The organism is Streptomyces triticirhizae (genome assembly GCF_003696235.1).
GTDB classification, from domain to species: Bacteria; Actinomycetota; Actinomycetes; order Streptomycetales; family Streptomycetaceae; genus Streptomyces; species Streptomyces triticirhizae.
This window is the reverse complement of the sequence record NZ_RFFJ01000124.1, coordinates 1-18,804: the sequence shown is the minus strand read 5'-3', so window position 1 is coordinate 18,804 and position 18,804 is coordinate 1. Positions and strand designations below refer to the sequence as shown.

At 72.8% G+C, this 18,804-nt stretch carries 15 protein-coding genes, 1 tRNA gene and 4 pseudogenes; 15 read left to right on the top strand and 5 right to left on the bottom strand.

What is annotated here, in order from left to right; genetic code table 11:
* The 4 genes and pseudogenes from EBN88_RS30665 to EBN88_RS20015 all read left to right on the top strand — a co-directional run.
* Nucleotides 1-211: pseudogene (locus EBN88_RS30665) on the top strand (hypothetical protein); the annotation flags it as partial.
* A gap of 445 nt (nucleotides 212-656) precedes the next feature.
* Nucleotides 657-1,904 carry an LLM class flavin-dependent oxidoreductase gene (locus EBN88_RS20025; RefSeq protein WP_122185291.1) on the top strand — a complete coding sequence of 416 codons (1,248 nt, stop codon included), beginning with the start codon at nucleotides 657-659 and terminating at the stop codon, nucleotides 1,902-1,904.
* A gap of 54 nt (nucleotides 1,905-1,958) precedes the next feature.
* Nucleotides 1,959-3,359, top strand: coding sequence for an NtaA/DmoA family FMN-dependent monooxygenase (locus EBN88_RS20020; RefSeq protein WP_122185290.1), 1,401 nt, complete (start codon nucleotides 1,959-1,961; stop codon nucleotides 3,357-3,359).
* Nucleotides 3,360-3,537: 178 nt separating this feature from the next.
* Nucleotides 3,538-4,587: pseudogene (locus EBN88_RS20015) on the top strand (family 43 glycosylhydrolase); the annotation flags it as partial.
* Between the two features lie 114 nt (nucleotides 4,588-4,701).
* On the opposite strand, the gene EBN88_RS20010 reads toward EBN88_RS20015, so the two are convergent.
* Nucleotides 4,702-5,496, bottom strand: a complete 795-nt coding sequence (locus EBN88_RS20010; RefSeq protein WP_122185289.1) for a GntR family transcriptional regulator — start codon at nucleotides 5,494-5,496, stop codon at nucleotides 4,702-4,704.
* A 155-nt stretch (nucleotides 5,497-5,651) separates the two neighbouring features.
* Between EBN88_RS20010 and EBN88_RS20005 the strand changes: the two are divergent.
* The 5 genes and pseudogenes from EBN88_RS20005 (at nucleotide 5,652) to EBN88_RS19985 (ending at nucleotide 11,075) form a co-directional block, all read left to right on the top strand.
* A pseudogene (locus EBN88_RS20005) lies at nucleotides 5,652-6,943 on the top strand (D-tagatose-bisphosphate aldolase, class II, non-catalytic subunit).
* The gene (locus EBN88_RS20000) at nucleotides 6,940-8,106 is read left to right on the top strand and encodes an SIS domain-containing protein (protein WP_122185288.1); all 1,167 of its coding nucleotides are present in this window, start codon (nucleotides 6,940-6,942) and stop codon (nucleotides 8,104-8,106) included. The pseudogene EBN88_RS20005 and the gene EBN88_RS20000 overlap by 4 nt, the downstream one beginning before the upstream one ends.
* Nucleotides 8,107-8,142: 36 nt before the next feature.
* Nucleotides 8,143-9,183 carry an N-acetylglucosamine kinase gene (locus EBN88_RS19995; protein WP_122185287.1) on the top strand — a complete coding sequence of 347 codons (1,041 nt, stop codon included), beginning with the start codon at nucleotides 8,143-8,145 and terminating at the stop codon, nucleotides 9,181-9,183.
* Complete coding sequence (locus tag EBN88_RS19990) at nucleotides 9,180-10,106, top strand: DMT family transporter (protein WP_122185286.1); 927 nt, start codon at nucleotides 9,180-9,182, stop codon at nucleotides 10,104-10,106. The genes EBN88_RS19995 and EBN88_RS19990 overlap by 4 nt, the downstream gene beginning before the upstream one ends.
* A gap of 111 nt (nucleotides 10,107-10,217) precedes the next feature.
* The gene (locus EBN88_RS19985) at nucleotides 10,218-11,075 is read left to right on the top strand and encodes a class II fructose-bisphosphate aldolase (protein WP_122185285.1); all 858 of its coding nucleotides are present in this window, start codon (nucleotides 10,218-10,220) and stop codon (nucleotides 11,073-11,075) included.
* 233 nt (nucleotides 11,076-11,308) lie between these two features.
* On the opposite strand, the gene EBN88_RS30660 is transcribed toward EBN88_RS19985, so the two are convergent.
* Nucleotides 11,309-11,479, bottom strand: a complete 171-nt coding sequence (locus EBN88_RS30660; RefSeq protein WP_158621449.1) for a hypothetical protein — start codon at nucleotides 11,477-11,479, stop codon at nucleotides 11,309-11,311.
* Nucleotides 11,480-11,731: 252 nt separating this feature from the next.
* Complete coding sequence (locus EBN88_RS32595) at nucleotides 11,732-12,412, bottom strand: Rossmann-fold NAD(P)-binding domain-containing protein (protein ID WP_122185284.1); 681 nt, start codon at nucleotides 12,410-12,412, stop codon at nucleotides 11,732-11,734.
* A gap of 78 nt (nucleotides 12,413-12,490) precedes the next feature.
* Between EBN88_RS32595 and EBN88_RS19975 the strand changes: the two are divergent.
* Nucleotides 12,491-12,970 (top strand): annotated as a pseudogene (locus EBN88_RS19975) (RHS repeat protein); the annotation flags it as partial.
* Entirely contained in the window at nucleotides 12,967-13,419 is a 453-nt protein-coding gene (locus EBN88_RS19970) for a hypothetical protein (RefSeq protein ID WP_122185282.1), read from the top strand. The pseudogene EBN88_RS19975 and the gene EBN88_RS19970, both read left to right, overlap by 4 nt.
* Nucleotides 13,420-14,312: 893 nt before the next feature.
* On the opposite strand, the gene EBN88_RS19965 is transcribed toward EBN88_RS19970, so the two are convergent.
* Nucleotides 14,313-14,400: transfer RNA gene (locus tag EBN88_RS19965), tRNA-Leu, on the bottom strand.
* Between the two features lie 177 nt (nucleotides 14,401-14,577).
* Here EBN88_RS19965 and EBN88_RS19960 point away from each other — a divergent pair.
* From EBN88_RS19960 to EBN88_RS19950, 3 genes are all read left to right on the top strand, one after another.
* Complete coding sequence (locus EBN88_RS19960) at nucleotides 14,578-15,927, top strand: M20/M25/M40 family metallo-hydrolase (protein ID WP_122185281.1); 1,350 nt, start codon at nucleotides 14,578-14,580, stop codon at nucleotides 15,925-15,927.
* A 154-nt stretch (nucleotides 15,928-16,081) separates the two neighbouring features.
* Nucleotides 16,082-16,315, top strand: coding sequence for a chaplin (locus tag EBN88_RS19955; protein WP_122185280.1), 234 nt, complete (start codon nucleotides 16,082-16,084; stop codon nucleotides 16,313-16,315).
* A gap of 144 nt (nucleotides 16,316-16,459) precedes the next feature.
* Nucleotides 16,460-17,143 (top strand): chaplin, encoded by a 684-nt coding sequence (locus tag EBN88_RS19950; protein WP_122185279.1) that lies wholly within the window; start codon nucleotides 16,460-16,462, stop codon nucleotides 17,141-17,143.
* 188 nt (nucleotides 17,144-17,331) lie between these two features.
* On the opposite strand, the gene EBN88_RS19945 is transcribed toward EBN88_RS19950, so the two are convergent.
* Nucleotides 17,332-17,520 (bottom strand): DUF5703 family protein, encoded by a 189-nt coding sequence (locus EBN88_RS19945; protein WP_122185278.1) that lies wholly within the window; start codon nucleotides 17,518-17,520, stop codon nucleotides 17,332-17,334.
* A 47-nt stretch (nucleotides 17,521-17,567) separates the two neighbouring features.
* Here EBN88_RS19945 and EBN88_RS19940 point away from each other — a divergent pair, with 47 nt between their 5' ends.
* A complete protein-coding gene (locus EBN88_RS19940; protein ID WP_122185277.1) occupies nucleotides 17,568-18,251 on the top strand; it encodes a hypothetical protein in 684 nt (227 codons plus the stop codon).
* The last annotated feature ends 553 nt before the right edge of the window (nucleotides 18,252-18,804 follow it).

The window sequence follows — 18,804 nt, the reverse complement described above, 5'->3', positions numbered from 1 at the left end:
CGAGCGGGACACCGGCCCGCTCGGCCGGCACACGGCCGTGCCGTGGGCCGCCACCGCCGGACCACCCGGGGCCGGCGCGGTGCTGGCGGCCCTGGTCACCCTCGAACGGGTGGACGCCGGGGGCGCGTTGCCCCGACCGAGGCTGGCGGTCGCCGCCGGCCACATCACCGCCCACTGGCCGGCGGGACCGCCCACCGAGATCCCGCTCTGAGCGCACCGCGCGGGCGGGCGGCCGCCGCCCGCCCGCGCGAGGGCGCATGGACAGGGCGCGCGTTGGCGCGTTAGCGTGCTGGAGCGGCTGTCGAGGCCGGTCGTCGAGCGCGGGTCCCGGATGAGGGGCGCGCGCGTTCCGCCGAAGGGGGGCACACCGTGAGAGCGCCCGAAGCGCCCGCCGTGTCCCGCCGGTTGACCAGGCGGCTGCCCATCGACCTGGTCCGCTCCGCCAGTTCGCTCTGTCGCTGACGCCACGGACCTCCCCGCGCCCGGCCCGGTCGGCTCCGCCGACCCCGTGAGCCGCTCCGCTGAGCCGTTCCGCGCCGCCCGCCCGTTGCGTCGCCGCACGCGCCGTGCCGTCCGCCGGCGCGCCCGGGGGTCCCCCGCTCCGCACGCTCCCTCAACCGGCATGTCTCCCTCGACCGGCAAGTGAGGCCACTCCCATGCCCCGTTCCTCCGTGTCGTTCCCCGGCTCCTCCTATCCCCTCCACCTCGCCGTCGCCCTGGACGGCGTTGGCTGGCACCCGGCGGCCTGGCGGGAACAACGGGCCCGCCCCGACGCGTTGTTCACCGCCCGCTACTGGGCCGACCTGGTGGCCACGGCCGAGTCCGGGCTGCTGGACTTCGTCACCATCGAGGACTCGCTGTCCCTCCAGTCCACCCTCCCCGACGGCCCCGACGGTCGGATTGACCGGGTGCGCGGCCGGCTGGACGCGGTGCTGATCGCGTCCCGGGTCGCCCCGTTGACCCGCCACATCGGGCTGGTCCCGACCGCGACCACCACCCACACCGAGCCCTTCCACATCGCCAAGGCGATCGCCACCCTGGACCACGTCAGCGAGGGCCGCGCCGGCTGGCGGGTACAGGTCTCGCGCCCGGCGGAGAACCGGCACTTCGGCCGCCGCGAGGTCGGCCCCGTGAGCCTCACCGCCCCCGAAGGGCCCGGGGTCAGGGCCTATGTCGAGGAACACTTCGCCGAGGCCGAGGACTTCGTCGAGGTCGCCCGCCGGCTGTGGGACAGCTGGGAGGACGACGCCGAGATCAGGGACGCCGCCACCGGCCGCTTCGTCGACCGCGCCCGGCTGCACACCATCGACTTCGAGGGCCGCTGGTTCCGCGTGCGCGGCCCCGGCATCGTGCCGCGCCCGCCGCAGGGCCAGCCGCTGGTGACGCTGCTGGCCCACGGCAGCCTGCCCTACCGGCTCGGGGCCCGCTCCGCCGACGTCATCTACACCACCCCGCACGACGAGGACGACGTCCGCGCCGTCGTCGCGGAGATCCGCGCCGCGCAGGAGGAGGCCGGGCGGGCCGACACCACCCTCCACGTCTTCGCGGACGTCGTCGTCCTGCTCGGCGAGACCCGGGCCGCCGCCGAGGAGCGCGCGGCGCGCCTGGCGGAGCGGGCGGGGGAGCCGTTCACCAGCGACGCGCCGATCTTCGTCGGCACCGCCTCGGCGCTGGCCGACACCCTGCTGGAGTGGCAGCGGGCCGGGCTGACCGGCTACCGCCTGCGCCCGGCGGTGCTCCCCGACGACCTCGAAGCGGTGGTCGGCGCGCTGGTGCCCGAGCTGCGGCGGCGCGGCGTGTTCCGGGGCTCCTACGCGCCGGAGAGCCTGCGGGCCCGCCTCGGCCTGCCCCGGCCGGCCAACCGCTACGCCACGGCCAACCGCCCTGCCACGGCCGCCCGTTGACCGCCGACGTGACCCCGCCGACCCCCCGTTGACCTCTGGACTGGACGAGAGACCATGACCGAGCCGGCACAGCCCCGCAAGCGGATCATCCTGGGCGCCTTCCTCAGCGGCGTCAACCACCACACCCTCTGGTCGGCCCCGCAGGCCGGCAGCCAGATCGCGTTCTCCTCGTTCCGGCACCTGGCCCGGACGGCCGAGCGCGGCCGGTTCGACTTCTTCTTCCTCGCCGAGGGGCTCGCGCTGCGCGAGCGGCTGGGGCGGGTCTTCGACCAGGACGTGGTCGGCCGCCCCGACACCCTCCCGGTGCTGGCCGCGCTGGCCGCCGTCACCGAACACCTGGGCCTGGTGGGCACCCTCAACACGACCTTCAACGAACCCTACGAGCTGGCCCGCCAGTTGAGCAGCCTGGACCATCTCTCGGGCGGGCGCGCCGGGTGGAACGTCGTCACCTCCTTCGACGCGTTCACCGGGCAGAACTTCCGGCGCGGCGGCTATCTGCACCGGGACGACCGCTATGTCAGGGCCGACGAGTTCCTCGCCGCCACCCACCGGCTGTGGGACACCTGGGCGAAGGACGCGATCGTCGCCGACAAGGAGACCGGCCGGTTCCTCAACCGGTCAGACGGCGACGGGGGCGGCGACGGCGGGGTCGGCGCGTTCGCCTTCGCCGGCGAACAGTTCGACATCTCCGGCCACTTCACCACCCCGCGCTCGCCGCAGGGCCGGCCGGTGATCCTCCAGGCGGGCGTCTCGCCCGGCGGCCGGGACTTCGCGGTCCGGCGCTCCGACGCCATCTTCTCGCCGTTCCACCACCTCGACGAGGCCAGGGAGTTCTACCGGGACATCCAGCGCCGCGCCGCCCGGGCCGGCCGGCCGCCCGGCGCGGTCAAGGTCCTGCCCTCCGCGTCCTTCGTCCTCGGCGACAGCGAGGCGGACGCCGTCGAGCGGCACCGGCACATCGCCCGCCAGCAGGTCACCGGCAGGACCGCGCAGATCCTGCTGGAGACCGTCTGGAACCGCGACCTCTCCGGCTACGACCCCGACGGGCCGCTGCCCGACATCGACCCCGACCCCGACGGTCCGCCCGTGATCGAAGGCCGCGCCCGCATCCACCAGGACGCCCACCGGACCGTCGCCGAGTGGCGCCAACTGGCCGAGGCGAACGGCTACTCGCTGCGCGACCTGGCCATCCATGTCTTCGGCCGCACCGAGTTCGTCGGCACGCCCCAGCAGGTGGCCGACCAGCTCGACGCGTTCGTCCAGAACGACGGCTCCGACGGCTTCATCCTCGGCTCGCATCTGACGCCCACCGGCCTGGACGAGTTCGTGGACCGGGTCGTTCCCCTCCTCCAGGAGCGCGGCGCCCTGCGCACGGAGTACACGGGCGCCACCCTCCGCGAGAACCTCGGCCTCCCGGACCCGACCCCGACCCCGGCCCAACACCCCACCCCCTGAGCGTAGTTGATTGGTTCTGATCGATTCGGTGTGCGGCGGTTGACCTCCGGTGGCCGCCGTTCGACGGTGAACGGGACGCCACCGCCCGGCCGAAGCCCGGCCGGGCGGTGGTCGGCCCCCCACGCACCGCGCGTCCGCGGGCGGCGGAACCGGTGCGCCTCACCTCAGGAGTCGCCTCATGCACCTGCCACACACGCGCCGTCGGCCCGCCGGTCGTGGCACGGGATCGCCGCGCCGCTGGCGCCTCGCCACGCTCCTCGGCCTGGCCCTGCTCCTCCCGTTCCTCACCGGCCACTCGGCCCAGGCGGAGCCCGTGACCGTCCCCAACGGAACCCAGTTCACCGACACCGCCGGCAACCCGCTGCACGCCCACGGCGGCGGCATCCTCGAAGTCGACGGCTACTACTACTGGTTCGGCGAGAACCGGCACGACGACAACAACGGCTTCCGCTACGTCTCCGCCTATCGCTCCACCGACCTGAAGAACTGGGAGTTCCGCAACCACGTCCTGACCCAGCAGTCCGACCCCGAACTGGCGCGGGCCAACATCGAGCGCCCCAAGGTCATCTACAACGAGTCCACCGGACAGTTCGTCATGTGGATGCACAAGGAGAACGGCCAGGACTACAGCGAGGCCCGCGCCGCCGTCGCCGTCTCCGACACCGTGGACGGCGACTACAGCTGGCAGGGCAGCTTCCGCCCGCTGGACCACATGTCCCGCGACATCACCGCCTTCGTCGACACCGACGGCACCGGCTACATGGTCTCCGCCGCGCGGGAGAACTACGACCTGCACATCTACCGCCTCACCGACGACTACACCGACGTCGCCGAGCTGGTCGCCAACCCCTGGCCCGGCGGCCACCGCGAGGCGCCCGCGCTCTTCCAGCGCGACGGCGTCTACTTCATGCTGACCTCAGGCGCCACCGGCTGGGACCCCAACCAGCAGCGGTACGCCACCGCCACCAGCCTGGACGGCGAGTGGAGTGAGATGCGCGACGTCGGCGACGCCACCGGCTTCGACTCCCAGACCACGTTCGTCCTGCCGATCCAGGGCACCGAGGCCACCTCCTACCTCTACATGGGCGACCGGTGGGGGAACGCCTCCGGAGGGCTGGTCAACGACTCGGAGTACGTGTGGCTCCCCGTCGAGTTCCCCGACAGCCGCACCATGGCGCTGAGTTGGACCCCCCACCTCACCATCGACACCACCGCCGGCACCGTGGCCCCGGCACCGTGACCCCCGCACCGTAGCCGCGACGCGGTGGCCGCCCCACCCGCGCGCCGCCGAGCCCCCGGCCTCCCCGGGGGCTCGGCGGCTCCGCGCCCGCCGTGGCGCCGGTCAGCCGGTGATGGACGCCCGGAAGTGGTAGCGGTCGCCCCGGTAGCTGGCGACGGTGAGTTCCAGGGGCTGGGCGTCCTGGTTGAAGGCGAGCTGGGTGGCCACGAGGACGGGCGTGGCGTCCGTGATCTCCAGCAGCTCGCGCTCCTCGTCGGTCGGCTGCCGGGCCTCCACCGAGTAGTCGGCGACGCGCGGGAGTTGGGGCGGGTCGGCGCGGCGCAGGGTGGCGTAGAGGGAGTCGCGGGAGAAGTCGGCCTCCGTCAGCCCCGGGCACAGGCCGAGCGGCAGCCGGTTGTGCTCCAGCACGACGACGCGGTCGTCGAGGAACCGGACGCGGCGCATCTCGAACAGGTCGGCGCCGGGGCCGACCCGCAGGCGTTCGGACTCCTGGACGGTGGCCGCCCTGACCCGGGCGTGCAGGACCTCGGCCCGGACGCCGAAGCCGTGCCGCTCCGCGTAGTCGGCGAACCCCTGGACGGTGCGGCTGCCCACCGGCGCGGCGGCGTCCCCCGGCGGGGACAGGACGTGCGCGCTGCCCGCCGCAAGGAACCAGCCGCGCGCGGGCGATGACTCGATGACGCCGCGCTCCGCCAGCTCGTTGAGCGCGGAGCGCATGGTGACCCGGGAGACCCCGTAGCGGTCGGCGAGCGCGCGTTCCGAGGGCAGCCGGTCTCCCGGCCTGGCGCCGTTCGCGGCGATGTCGTCGAGCAGACGTCCGGCCACCCGGGTGTAGAGCGGCAGGGCCTCGCTGCCGAGCGGGCCCTGGGGGAGGAGGGGGGAGTCCGAGGAAGACATGTCCGTAGGATGCCAGAGCAAGGCATACCAGTGCAAGACCAGAAAGAGACCATTGACTGCCGTCGGGGAGACCAGTACCGTCCCAGGTGAGTTTTCGTGCAAGGGGCGCGAGTCGGCATCAACGCGTCCTTTCTGGTACTTCCTGGAGCAACGACATGCGCGGTCCCCTGGACGACCTGGTGCGACGCCAGAAGAGCGGCGAGCCGAGCGGCATCGCGTCGGTCTGCTCGGCCCATCCGCTGGTGATCGAGGCGGCGGTGCTCCAGGCCCGGGACTCCGGCGGGTACCTGCTGGTGGAGGCGACCTCCAACCAGGTGGACCAGTACGGCGGGTATACCGGTATGCGACCGGACGACTTCCGGTCCCTGGTCCTCGACATCGCCGCCCGGCACGACCTCCCGCAGGACCGGTGATCCTCGGCGGCGACCACCTCGGCCCCAACCGGTGGCGGGACCGGCCGCCGCACGAGGCGATGACCGAGGCGGAGGACCTCGTCGCGGCCTACGTCCGGGCCGGCTTCACCAAGATCCACCTGGACTGTAGCTTCTCCTGCGCCGGAGACCCCGTCTCCCCGAGCGACGACGTGGTGGCCGAGCGGGCCGTCCAGCTGGTGCGGGCCGCCGAGGCCGCCGCCGGCCCCGACGCCGACCGGCTCCGCTATGTCATCGGCACCGAGGTCCCCGTGCCCGGCGGCGCCCACGAGACCCTCGACGGCGTCAGGCCCACCACCGCATCGGCGGCCACGAGGACCCTGGCCCGCCACCGCGAGGCGTTCGCCGCCCACGGCCTGGCCGACGTCTGGCCCCGCGTGACGGCCCTGGTCGTCCAGCCGGGAGTCGAGTTCGACCACGTCCAGGTCGTCGCCTACCGCAGGGAGCTGACCGAGGAGCTGCGGGCCGTGCTGGACACCGAGCCCGGCATGGTCTTCGAGGCGCACTCCACGGACTACCAGACCCCCGAGGCCCTCGCCGCCCTGGTCGAGGACCACTGGGCCGTGCTCAAGGTCGGCCCGGGGCTGACCTTCGCGCTGCGCGAGGCGCTGTACGCGCTCGCGGCCATCGAGGCCGAACTCGTGCCGGAGGAGCGCCGATCCCGTCTCCCCGAGGTCGTCGACCGCCGGATGCGCGCCGAACCCTCCCAGTGGGAGGGCTACTACGAGGGAACCGACGAGGAGCGGCGCCTGGCCCGCACCTACAGCTACAGCGACCGGGTGCGCTACTACTGGCCGGACGAGGCGATCGACGCCGCCGTCACCCGGCTGTTCGACAACCTCGCCGACTCCGGAATCCCGCTGCCCCTCCTCAGCGCCCACCTGCCCGAGCAGTACCGACGGGTGCGCGGCGGCCAACTCGCCGTGGACCCGAGGGCGTTGACCATCGACCGCGTCCGCGACGTGCTGCGCGACTACGACCACGCCTGCCGCACCACCGACAAGGAACTCGTGTGAACACCACCCCCAGCCCCCTGGCCCAGGACGGCGCCGCCCACACGGTCGCCGAGATCACCCAGCAGCCCCGCCTGTGGCGCGAGGTCGGCCGGAACATCGAGGAGGGGCGGGACGCGCTGGACGCCTTCCTGCGGCCGATCCTCGCCCGCCGGGACCTGCGGATCGTCCTCACCGGCGCCGGCACCTCGGCCTTCGCCGGCCGGATCGCCAGCAACGCGCTCGCCCGCGCCACCGGCCGCCGCGTGGACGCCGTCGCCACCACCGACATCGTCGCCGACCCCGACGGCAGCCTCGACGCGGACGTGCCCACCCTGCTGGTCTCGTTCGCCCGCTCCGGGGACAGCCCGGAGAGCGTGGCCGCGACCGAGTTCGCCGAGGCCCGCCTGACCGAGGTGAGCCACCTGGTCATCACCTGCAACGCGGCCGGCCGGCTGGCCCGCGAGCACGGCGGCCGGGCGGACTCCCACGTCCTGCTCATGCCGGACGGGTCGAACGACCAGGGCTTCGCGATGACGTCGAGCTTCACCTGCATGGTGCTCGCGGCGCTGCTCGCCTTCCGCGCCGCCGACGCCCGGGCCGCCCTCCCCGCCCTGGCGGCGGCCGCCGACCACCTCACCTCCGGCGGCGCCGACGCCCGCGTCGGCGCCCTCGTCGACGGCCGGCCGGAACGCCTCGTCTACCTCGGCAGCGGCGCGCTGAAGGGGCTGGCCGAGGAGTCCGCGCTGAAGCTCCTCGAACTGACCGGCGGCGCGGTCCTCGCGATGGCCGAGACCGCGCTCGGCTTCCGCCACGGCCCCAAGGCCGTGCTCGACGACCGCACCGCCGTCGTGGTCTATGTCTCCAACGACCCCTACACCCGGGCCTACGACCTCGACATCCTCGCCGAGCTGCGCGCCGCGCTCCCGGCCGGAACCGTTGTCGCGATCGCCGGCCGCCCGGACGGACTTCCCGACTCCGAGGACACCTGGCTCCTGCCGGGCCTCGCGGACGCCCCCGACGCGGCCCTCGCGCTGCCGGCCGTGGTGTGCGCCCAGCTCATCGCACTGCGTTCCTCCCTCGCCCGGGGCCTGCGGCCCGACAACCCGTTCCCCTCCGGCGAGGTCAACCGCGTCGTCCAGGGCGTGACCGTGCACAAGCTTCCGCGGCGCGGCGACCGCGCCTGAGCGCGTCCCCGGAAGATGCGGAGAGGAGAAACAACGATGTTTCTGGGAGTGGACGGAGGGGGCACCAAGACCGCCTTCTGCCTGGTCGACAGCGCCGGAACGGTACGCGCCCGCGCCGTGGGTGACAGCACCTACTACTTCGCTGACAACGGCGCGGGCGGCGTCGACCATGTCGTGCGCGTGCTGGAGAAGGGCGTGGCCGCCCTGTGCGAGCGGGTGGGCATCACGCCCGCCGACATCGACCACACCTTCCTCGGCCTGCCCGGCTACGGCGAGGCGCCGGGGGACGTGGCCGCGCTGGACGCCGCGCCCCGCGCGGTGTTGGGCAACGACCGCTACGCCTGCGACAACGACATGATCTGCGGCTGGGCCGGCTCGCTCGGCGCCGCCGACGGCATCAACGTCATCAGCGGCACCGGCTCCATGGTCTACGGCGAGCGGGCGGGGCGCGGCGTCCGCGTCGGCGGCTGGGGCGAGCTGTTCAGCGACGAGGGGTCGGCGTACTGGATCGCCACCCGCGCGCTGAACGCGTTCTCCCGGATGAGCGACGGCCGACTCCCCGAGGGGCCGCTCGCCGGCCTGCTGCGCCGGCGGCTGGGGCTGACCGAGGACCTGGAGGTCATCGACGTCGTCCTCAACCGGCTGCGGGGCCGCCGCTCCGACATCGCGGCGCTCAGCGTCACGGTCGTCGAGGCCGCCGAGGCGGGCGACCGCCAGGCCGCCGCCATCCTCGCCGAGGCGGGCCGGGAACTGGCCGAGCTGGTCGACACCGCGCGCCACCGCCTCGGCTTCGCGCCGGGCGAGACCGTGCCCGTCTCCTACTCCGGCGGCGTCTTCCGCTCGGCCGCCGTGCGGGGGGCGTTCCGCGACGAACTGGGCCGCCGCGCGGCCGAGTACGACCTGCGCACGCCGCTCCTCCCGCCGGTCGTCGGCGCCGCGCTCTACGCGGCGAAGCTGGCCGGCACCCCCCTGAACCCCGAGGCCCTGGCCACGCTGCGCGCCGCCGCCGAGGCGGAAGCGGGGCCCGAAGCGGAACCCCACCTCGCGGAGAACCAACCCCACGGAGAACAGTCATGACCGTCCGTAACAACCGAAGCTGGATAGTCTACGCGGGACTGCTCGTGCTGTTCTGGGGCGTCTGGGGCGCGACATCGAGCCAGCCCGTCGAGCGGTACGGCTACCCGGACGAGATGATCTACATCATCTGGGCCTTCACCATGCTGGTCCCGGCGGCCGTCGCGCTGCGCCGGCAGCGGTTCGACCGCCGCCCGGTCGCCGCCGTCTACGGCCTGCTCGCCGGGCTCACCGGCGCGGGCGGCCAACTCGTCCTCTTCCAGGCCCTGGCCGACGGCCCCGCGTACCTGATCTTCCCGATCGTGTCGCTCTCGCCGGTCATCACCGTGCTCATGGCCGTCGTCCTGCTCCGCGAACGGATCGTCCCGCTCGCCGTCGTCGGCGTGTTCACCGCGCTGGTCGCGATCCTGCTGCTCAGCATCCCGTCGGGGGACGGCGGCGACGTGGACACCGGCTCCTGGCTGGTGCTCGCCGTGCTGATCTGCGCGGCCTGGGGCGCGCAGGCGTTCTTCATGCGCAAGGCGGCCCTCGCCGGCGTCAACGACGCGACCACCTTCGGCTGGATGACGATCACGGGCCTGGCCCTGGTGCCGGTCGCCTACCTGATGATGGGCGGGATGCCCTCAGCCCCCTGGCAGGCGCCGGTGATCACCGCCGGCACCCAGGTGTTGAACGCCGTGGGCGCGCTGTTCCTCGTCATGGCGCTGAGCCGGGGCAAGGCCGCCGTGGTGGCGCCCATCACCAACGCGCTGGCGCCGGTTCTGACGGTCGTGCTGTCCCTGGCGATCTACCAGACGGTGCCCTCCGTCTGGTCGTCGATCGGCATCGTCCTCGCCCTCGCCGGCTCGACGCTCATGGTCTACACCGACGAGAAGCGGGACGAGAACGTCGTCGCACCCGGCGCCGCCGACCCCGTCGTCCGCTGACGGCCGCCGGCCCGGCCATGGTGCTCCTCGTCCGGGGGAGCCCGTGGCCGGGCCGGCACCCGCCCCGCCGGTCCACCGCAACCACCGCAACCACCCCGAGGAAACACCGACATGCCGCTGGTCCCCACCGCAGACCTGGTCGCCCGGGCCGCCGCCGACCGAGGGTGCGTCGCCGCCTTCAACGTCATCACGCTGGAGCACGCCGAGGCCGTCGCGCGCGGCGCCGAGGAGGCCGGGCGTCCGGCCATCCTCCAGATCAGCGAGAACGCCGTGCGCTACCACGGGGGAAGGGTCGGCCCCCTCGCGGCGGCGAGCGCGGCCGTGGCCGCCGCGAGCGACGCGGAACTCTCCCTCCACCTCGACCATGTCACCGACCCCGACCTGCTGCGGCAGGCGGCCGACGCCGGCTTCTCCTCGGCGATGTTCGACGCGGGCGCGCTGCCGTACGCGGAGAACGTCGAGGCCACCGCCGCGGCCGCGACCTGGGCGCACGGCGCCGGGCTGTGGCTGGAGGCCGAACTCGGCTATGTGGGCGGCAAACCGGACGCCCCCGCGAGCGCGCACGCCGACGGCGTGCGCACCGACCCCGAGGAGGCCGTCGCGTTCGTCAGCCGCACCGGCGTCGACGCGCTCGCGGTCGCCGTCGGCAGCAGCCACGCCATGACCCGGCGCACCGCCACCCTGGACCACGCGCTCATCGCGCGGCTGCGCGCGGCCGTGCCCGTCCCGCTGGTGCTGCACGGCTCGTCCGGCGTCCCCGACGAGGAGCTGCGCGCCGCGATCCACGCCGGCATGGTGAAGATCAACTTCGGCACGGTCCTCAACAAGGCGTTCACCCACGCCCTCCGCCCGATCGTGGCGAGCGAGCCCCTCCCCGTCGACCCGCGCACCTACCTGTCCCCGGCCCGCGCGGCGGTGGCCGCCACGGTGCGGGAGCTGCTCACCACCCTGACGGGAGTGCGGCCCTGAGGGCGAGGAGGAGAAACGGCAGGAACAGCAGGGAGGCTGACGGACCGGTAGCGCGACGTCGGCAGGGACACCGCGCGGGCGCCGTGGCACAGCGCGTGGTTGCCGACGAACCGGATCGCGGGGAACCCCGCCTCCACCGTCGTTCTCCGCGGGCACCCGAGGGGCCACCTGCCGGACCACCTTGCCGGACCACCTGCCGGACCGGTCCTGAACGGCAGACGCGGCCGCCCCGATCACCCTTCGCCGTTCGGAGCGGCGCTACCGGGTGCGATGCCGTTGAAGAGCCGGTCCAGGCCGCGGCGGAAGAGCAGGCCCGGATGGGCTTCCCCGGGGTCCGTCGCGAGTAGGGCGGTCATGGCCCCGCCGAGGTGGGGACGGCTGGCGTCGGCGGCGATGCTCGCCATGTGGCGCGCCCTCGCGGCGGGTCGTACGCAACGCCGCGCAGGGCGCGTTCGACCGAACGCGCAACGCGGTACCGACCCTGTGGACCTGGCAACCGGCCACGTCCACCTACCTGTCACAGACCGATGTCGCCCAAGTTCATGTTGTCGCCCCGTGGTTCGAAACCACGGGCCATGGTCGAGCCTGTGGTTCGGGGTCAGCCGGAGGTCACCGGACGACCCCGAACGGGCTGCTGTCCGGTTGAGGAAGGGTGGTCAGCCGCGCCATGTGCCGGCGGCGGCGGCCTCCTTCACGAACAGGGAGAAGTCGCGGGGCTGGCGGCCGAGAGCGCGTGGCACCCCGTCGGAGACATGGCTGTCCAGGCCCCGGCGGATCGCTCCGACGGTGTCGGCGAAGTCCTCGGCGTCGGCCTTGGGCCAGCCCTCGTTCACCATCTCGGCGACGAACTCGTCGTGCTCCAGCGGCACATAGCGCAGCTCGCGCCCGCTGGCCTCCGAGATGAGGCCGGCGACCTCGGCCAGGGTGTAGGCACGCGGTCCCGACAGCTCGTAGACCTCGCCCACGTGCCGGTCCTCGGTGAGCGCCGCCACCGCGACGGCCGCGATGTCCTCGGCGTCCACGAAGGTCGCCGCGCCGTCGCCGGCCGGCAGCCGGATCTTGCCGGAGAGCACGATGTCCAGCAGGAAGCCCTCGCTGAAGTTCTGCGCGAACCACCCGGCCCTCTCTGTCAGCTTCTCCAGGGCCCCGGCATCCCGCGCGGCCCGCCATTCCTTGACGTGCGAGTGGTACAGACGCTCGCGGCGCAGGACCGCGCCTTTCTCGTTCTTGGGCGCGGCGTCGTACTCGGCCACGATCCGCAGCTTGTACTCGGGACTGAAGGTACGGCGCTTCGGCCGGGCAGCCGGGTCGGGTCCGGCAGGGTTCGTGCTGGTCATGAGGGGGGTTCTCCTGTCGTGCCCTCTCAGGCTAACCCGACGAAGCGGGATGTCTCACCCAAGGCTGACAGAGAGGGCACCGCCCGCTACGCCACGCCAGACCCACTCGGCCTCGAACCCGCCCCGAACCCTTACGCATACCCGCACAACCCGTGGGTGTGGGCCGACCCGCTCGGCCTCAGCCCCGAACTGGTCAACCCGAACGACATCAACTTCTCGCAACGCACGATTTCCGCCAACGACTATGCGGAGGCCATGCGGAACGGCGCATGGGACTGGCAACGCTCCGGCCCACTGCACGTGATGGAGGTCGACGGGCAACTCGTCAGCTACGACAACCGGCGGCTGAACGCGGCGCGGGAGGCCGGCCTCCAGCAGGTCCCCATCCAACGCGTCGACCCGTCGGCGCCGCACCCCGACTCCACGAGCGGACGTACCTGGGGACAGCAGTTCCAGCGACGCTTCAACGACCCGCGCAACCGACGTGCTGGCGGTGTGGTACCCAACACGGGACTGTCCGAAGCACCGACCGTGCAATGCCCAGGAGGCCGCAGGTGACCACTAAGGTGACCCCCATCATCGCGCTCTGGAAGGAACGGACCCTACCCATCCGCGACGGTCTGTACCTGGCCACTGGAGTCTCGTACGCAGCCCGACTGGCACCGCAGGCACAGACCGGGGTCGAAATCCTCGAGCCCTTCGACCTGCGGGCCAGCCTTGACGCCGACCCCGAGTGGGTGACCGAGATCGAACCGACCCGCCAGCTCGCCCTGGAGGCCGAGGGACGCGTACTGTGCTGCGGCGACGGCGGCCACGGCTCGGAGGGCTTCGTCGCCTGCACATACGGCGACGAAGAGTTGGAGTGGGTGATGTACTTCGAGCGCTCGAACCCGTTCATGGACATCAGCTGGGACGCCACCCGACAACGGGCCACATTCACCTCGACCTCAGACGTGCGGATCACGGTCAACGCCCTGACCCCGTGGTGGGATACGGCCGACTCCTGAACGCAGGCGCCGGCCCGGGTGTGCGCCCGCCTTCCAAAGCCGCCGGGCTCAGCGGACCCCCTCGTCGGCGCCGACAGTCGCGGCTTCGACGGAGGCGAGTTGGCCAACGGGCGAAGGCGGCACATCGCGATCGACACCTGGGCCTGCCGCAAGGCCACAGTCGTTGGCCTGGGGCTACACCTGCAGTCTCGTTGGGCACTGCTTGGCCGCGCTCGCACTAGTCTGACGATCGTCAACGACCAGAAGCGCTTCGGGGTCCTTACCAGGACGCGGGCGGTCTCTCATCCCACCGGTGAGCGAACTGAGGTCTCCCCGGCGCGCGGGAGGTTCGAAGAACTGGAGCCGAAGAGAGATCCACGAACATGTCGTTGACCTCGGCGCCTCTGATCCGCACCGACAAGGATCGACGGAGGAGCCGCCAGGAACTGTGGGCGGCCGTGCTCGTCGATGGGCCAGAACCGGCTGCTGGCCCAAGGCCATTTGGGGAAGAAGCTCGCCGGTGCCGGGGCGGACCGGCGCGGGCTGTCCATCGCCTGCGGCTGATGGAGCGAGATCACTTCCGTTGTGCACGCGGTTGGTCATGCAATGCCCCTGACAGCCCCTACGACACCACGAGTTCAAGCTCAGTAGCCACCAAATGCTGCCGCAGCGAGGTCCTGAGGTGGAAGTGGTCGCTCATCAACTGGGAGGAGGGCAGCATCGCGCTCGACGGGCCTACGGCCGGCGCCGCGCCGACTCGACGAAGAGGCTGGCGGGAGCCAGTGCCGCCCGGATTGGGCCGTCCACGGTCGCCTGATTCGGCAAGATCATTTCCGTTGGCCACGCGGTTGGCCATACGGGGCATCTGAGAGCCCCTAGCCAGAGAGAAACCGCAGGTCAGACAAAGCCTGATGTGGTGTCCGAGGGGGGACTTGAACCCCCACGCCCTTAAACGGGCACTAGCACCTCAAGCTAGCGCGTCTGCCATTCCGCCACCCGGACAAGGTGAGGGCGCGACCCTCGCGGGCGCGCTGACGAGGGAAACCATAGCAAAGGTCAGGGCCACGATGACGCCTCTCCCCGGCGGCCGGGCCCCGGCCGCCGGGGAGAGGCGGCCGGCCTTGGGATCGTGGCCGGCGGGAGGGAGGATGAGAGGCACGTACCGCAGGAGGAGGCAGTGTGAGCGAGACCACCCCCAACCAGGCCAGCCCCAGCCGAGGCGGAGTCCCGGGCCGCGCCGAGGAGGAGGTCGTCGACCTCTGCCGCGACCTGATCCGGATCGACACCAGCAACTACGGCGACCACTCGGGCCCCGGCGAACGCGCCGCCGCCGAGTACGTCGCGGAGAAGCTCGCCGAGGTCGGTCTCGAACCGCGGATCTTCGAGTCCCACCCCGGCCGCGCCTCCACCGTCGCGCGGATCGCCGGCGAGGACCCCTCCCGGCCGGCGCTGCTGATCCACGGCCACACCGACGTCGTTCCCGCCAACGCCGAGGACTGGACGCACCACCCGTTCTCCGGCGAGATCGCCGACGGCTGCGTCTGGGGGCGCGGCGCGGTGGATATGAAGGACATGGACGCCATGACCCTGGCCGTGGTCCGCGAGCGGCTGCGCACCGGTCGCAAGCCGCCCAGGGACGTGGTGCTGGCGTTCCTCGCGGACGAGGAGGCCGGCGGGATCCACGGCGCGCGGTATCTCGTCGACCACCACCCGGAGTTGTTCGAGGGCGTCACCGAGGCGATCGGCGAGGTCGGCGGCTTCTCGTTCACCGTCAACGAGAAGCTGCGGCTCTACCTCGTCGAGACGGCCCAGAAGGGGATGCACTGGATGCGGCTGACCGTGGACGGCACGGCCGGCCACGGGTCGATGACCAACGACGACAACGCCATCACCGAGCTGTGCGAGGCGGTCGGCCGGCTGGGGCGGCACAGGTTCCCGGTGCGGGTCACCAAGACGGTGCGTTCGTTTCTCGACGAGCTGTCCGACGCGCTGGGCACCCCGCTGGACCCGGAGAACATGGAGGAGACCCTCGCCAAGCTCGGCGGCATCGCCAAGATCATCGGGGCCACGCTCCAGAACACGGCGGCCCCCACCCAACTCGACGCCGGCTACAAGGTGAACGTGATCCCCGGGCAGGCCACGGCGGCCGTGGACGGGCGGTTCCTGCCCGGCTTCGAGGAGGAGTTCCTGGCCGACCTCGACCGGGTGCTCGGCCCCCGGGTGAAGCGCGAGGACATCCACAGCGACAAGGCCCTGGAGACCAGCTTCGACGGGGCGCTGGTGGACGCGATGCAGTCGGCGCTGGTCGCCGAGGACCCGATCGCGCGGGCTGTTCCGTACATGCTCTCGGGCGGCACGGACGCCAAGTCCTTCGACGACCTCGGCATCAGGGCCTTCGGCTTCGCCCCGCTGAAGCTGCCGCCGGAGCTGGACTTCGCCGGGATGTTCCACGGCGTGGACGAGCGGGTGCCGGTTGACGGGCTCCAGTTCGGCGTACGGGTGCTCGACCGTTTCCTCGATCAGTGCTGAACGGGCCCGATCGGGGTGGGCGTTAATCGTTCGGACGTGCGGAATTCCCCAGGTTAGGTGAATGGGCGCGGCGTTTCGTGCCCTTGTTTTGGCCATCTCGTTGCAACACATGCAGTCCCCGGCTGGGGTCCGCGTTGTCAACGAGGAGGAAGTAATGATCAAGAAGGTCGTCGCCACTGCGGCAGCCGCCAGCGGCCTGGCGCTGGCCGGTGCCGGGCTCGCGGTCGCGGACTCCGGCGCCGCCGGTGCCGCCGTCGCCTCCCCCGGCGTGATCTCGGGGAACAACATCCAGGTGCCGATCCACATCCCCGTCAACGTGTGCGGCAACACCGTCGACGTCATCGGGCTGCTCAACCCGACGTTCGGCAACGTCTGCGTCAACAAGTAGAGCCACCCCCATCTCACTGAGGGCTTGAGCCGGCGGTCCCGGAGCGCGACGCGGCGCACCGGGACCGCCCAGGCTCTACGTCGGGCGCGGGCGCCCTCACCCCCCACCCCGCGACCCATCCCAAGCAAGTCAGGGGAATCAACCATGCGACAGGTCACGCGAAACGGCCTGCTCACCGTGTTCGCCGCCGGCGGCGTGCTGGCCGCCTCCGGTGGGATCGCCTTCGCCGACTCCGAGGCGGAGGGCGGCGCGGCCAACTCTCCCGGAGTGATCTCAGGGAACTCCGTGCAGGCACCGGTCCACGTGCCGGTCAACGTCTGCGGGAACACCGTCAACGTGGTCGGGCTGCTCAACCCGGCCTTCGGCAACACCTGCGTCAACGAGGGCGACGGCGGGGCCAGCGCCACCGGCGGCGCCAGCGGCTCGCCGGGCTTCATCTCGGGCAACAACGTCCAGGCCCCCGTCGAGGTGCCGGTGAACGCCTGCGGCAACAGCGTTGACGTGGTCGGCCTCGGCAACCCGGCCTCGGGCAACGAGTGCGCCAACGGGACGGCCCCGCACGAGCGGGCGCCCCACCCGGAGGAGGAGCCCGAGGAGCCCAAGCACCCGGGCGAGGAGCCGGAGCACGAGCCCGAGGGCGAGTCCCCGGAGCTGGTTCCCGAGGGGACCACCCCCGTGGAGGCCGAGACCCCGGTCCAGGTGACCGAGACGCAACTCGCCGCCACCGGCGGCGACTTCGCGCTGCTCGCGGCGGTCCCGGTCGGCGCCGGCCTGGTGCTCGGCGGCGCGCTGCTCTACCGCAGGACGCGGACGGTGCGGCAGGGCTGACCCCTTCCGCCCAGCCGGCGCACGCCACCAGAACGAGTGGGTCCGAGCCAGGACCCACTCGTTCGTCGTGTGCGGCCCCGGTGGCCCTCCGCCCGCCTCCGCCCGATGGCCGTGGCGGGGCAGGTCAACGGGAGGGCGAGCGGGTCACCGGGCGGGGCGGGATCGTTCACCAGGTGGGGTGGGAACGTTCACCAGGTGGGGCGCGGCTGGCGGATGATGCGACGTTTCAGCCGCACCTGACGGCTCCCGTCCGGGTACAGGCGGAGCCTGGCCAACTCCCAGTGTCCGTACTCGGCGTGCTCCGTCAGCAGACGGGTCGTGGCGGCTCGCGAGACCCCACGTGGCACATACACATCGCGAAACTCGTATTCCGGCATCGAATCTATTGTGCGGCCAAGCCCTGGATGCCGATACCGTCTGCACCATGTCTGATGCTGCGCAGCCCACGGCTGCCGAAGTCCGTGCCGCCGCGGAGGCGCTCAAGGAAGCGCTCGACCGGCATCTGGCCGCCATCGAGCGACGTGCGGCGGCCCCCGAGGCGGAGGTCGAGGCGGCCGACGCCGCCGTCTTCGCCGCGTTCAACGAGATGGCGGCGGCGGGCGAGGTGTACGACGAGCTGCTCTACGACGTCTACGACGAGGTCACCCCCTTCGAGGTGCCCGCCTCCGACGGGGCCTCCTACACGGGCCCGGAGGACCCGGAGGTGCTCAGCGTCTTCCTGCGGCGCGACTACACCGTGGCCGAGCCCAGGCGGCTGCTCGCCCAGGCGGCGCGGATCGCCGAGCTGGACGCCGAGGGCAACGAGGTGGAGGGCGGCTCGGCCGAGCCGGCCGCAGGGCGCGGGCTCAAGGCCGCGCTCGGCGTGCTCTTCGGCGAGTTCGACCCCGACGAGATCGCCTCCCGCCACGAGGAGTTCGGCCTCGCGGAGGGCGACGCCACGCTCTGGGTGACCGCGCAGGACGAGCCGGCGGAGCCGGGGGAGTGGCTGGCCGCGCCGTTCGACGCGGTGGACGCGGAGCGGGTGATCTGCCGCTTCGACATCAGCGACGCCTTCGACGACGAGGCGCTGGACGCGGTGGACGAGGTGCCCCGCTGGCTGGGGGGCTGACGCGCCCTCCGGGCGCGGGCCCACGCGCCGGGCGGGGCCCGGCCCGGGTCTCCCGGCTGCCGCCGGGGGGTGGGGTTCGTCGGCTGGCGCGTTGCCGTCCGGCGGAGCCGGGGCCCCGCGCTCGCCGGGCATCGGAGTTCGACGGGGGCCTCAGCCACCGGTGAGGGTGTCGCCGGTGCGGCCCCATCCGACGGCCGGCGGGCGCCCGTTGACCGCCCCCGCGCCGGTGCGCACCGGCGCGGGGGCGAGAACCGTCAGGCGCCTCCCAGGCCCCGAGGGTCTGAGGGCGCCGCGCCCTGCTCCACGGGGATTCCACCGAGACGATCTGGAGGACGGCCGGTGGTGCGCACGGATACGGCACGACTGACTGACGGGGGGCCCGTTCGGTCGGGGAGGTGACGGGTGAAGCCGACGCCCCGTCCGGCGAGGCGGGCGCTGGCCCGTTCGGACGCGTCGGCCGGGGCGTGGTCCCGGTGTCGTCGCCCTCCGCGCCGCACGTCGCAGGCGCCGCTCGCCCGGGCAACGGCCGGACGGCGCCCGGCCGTTGCCCACC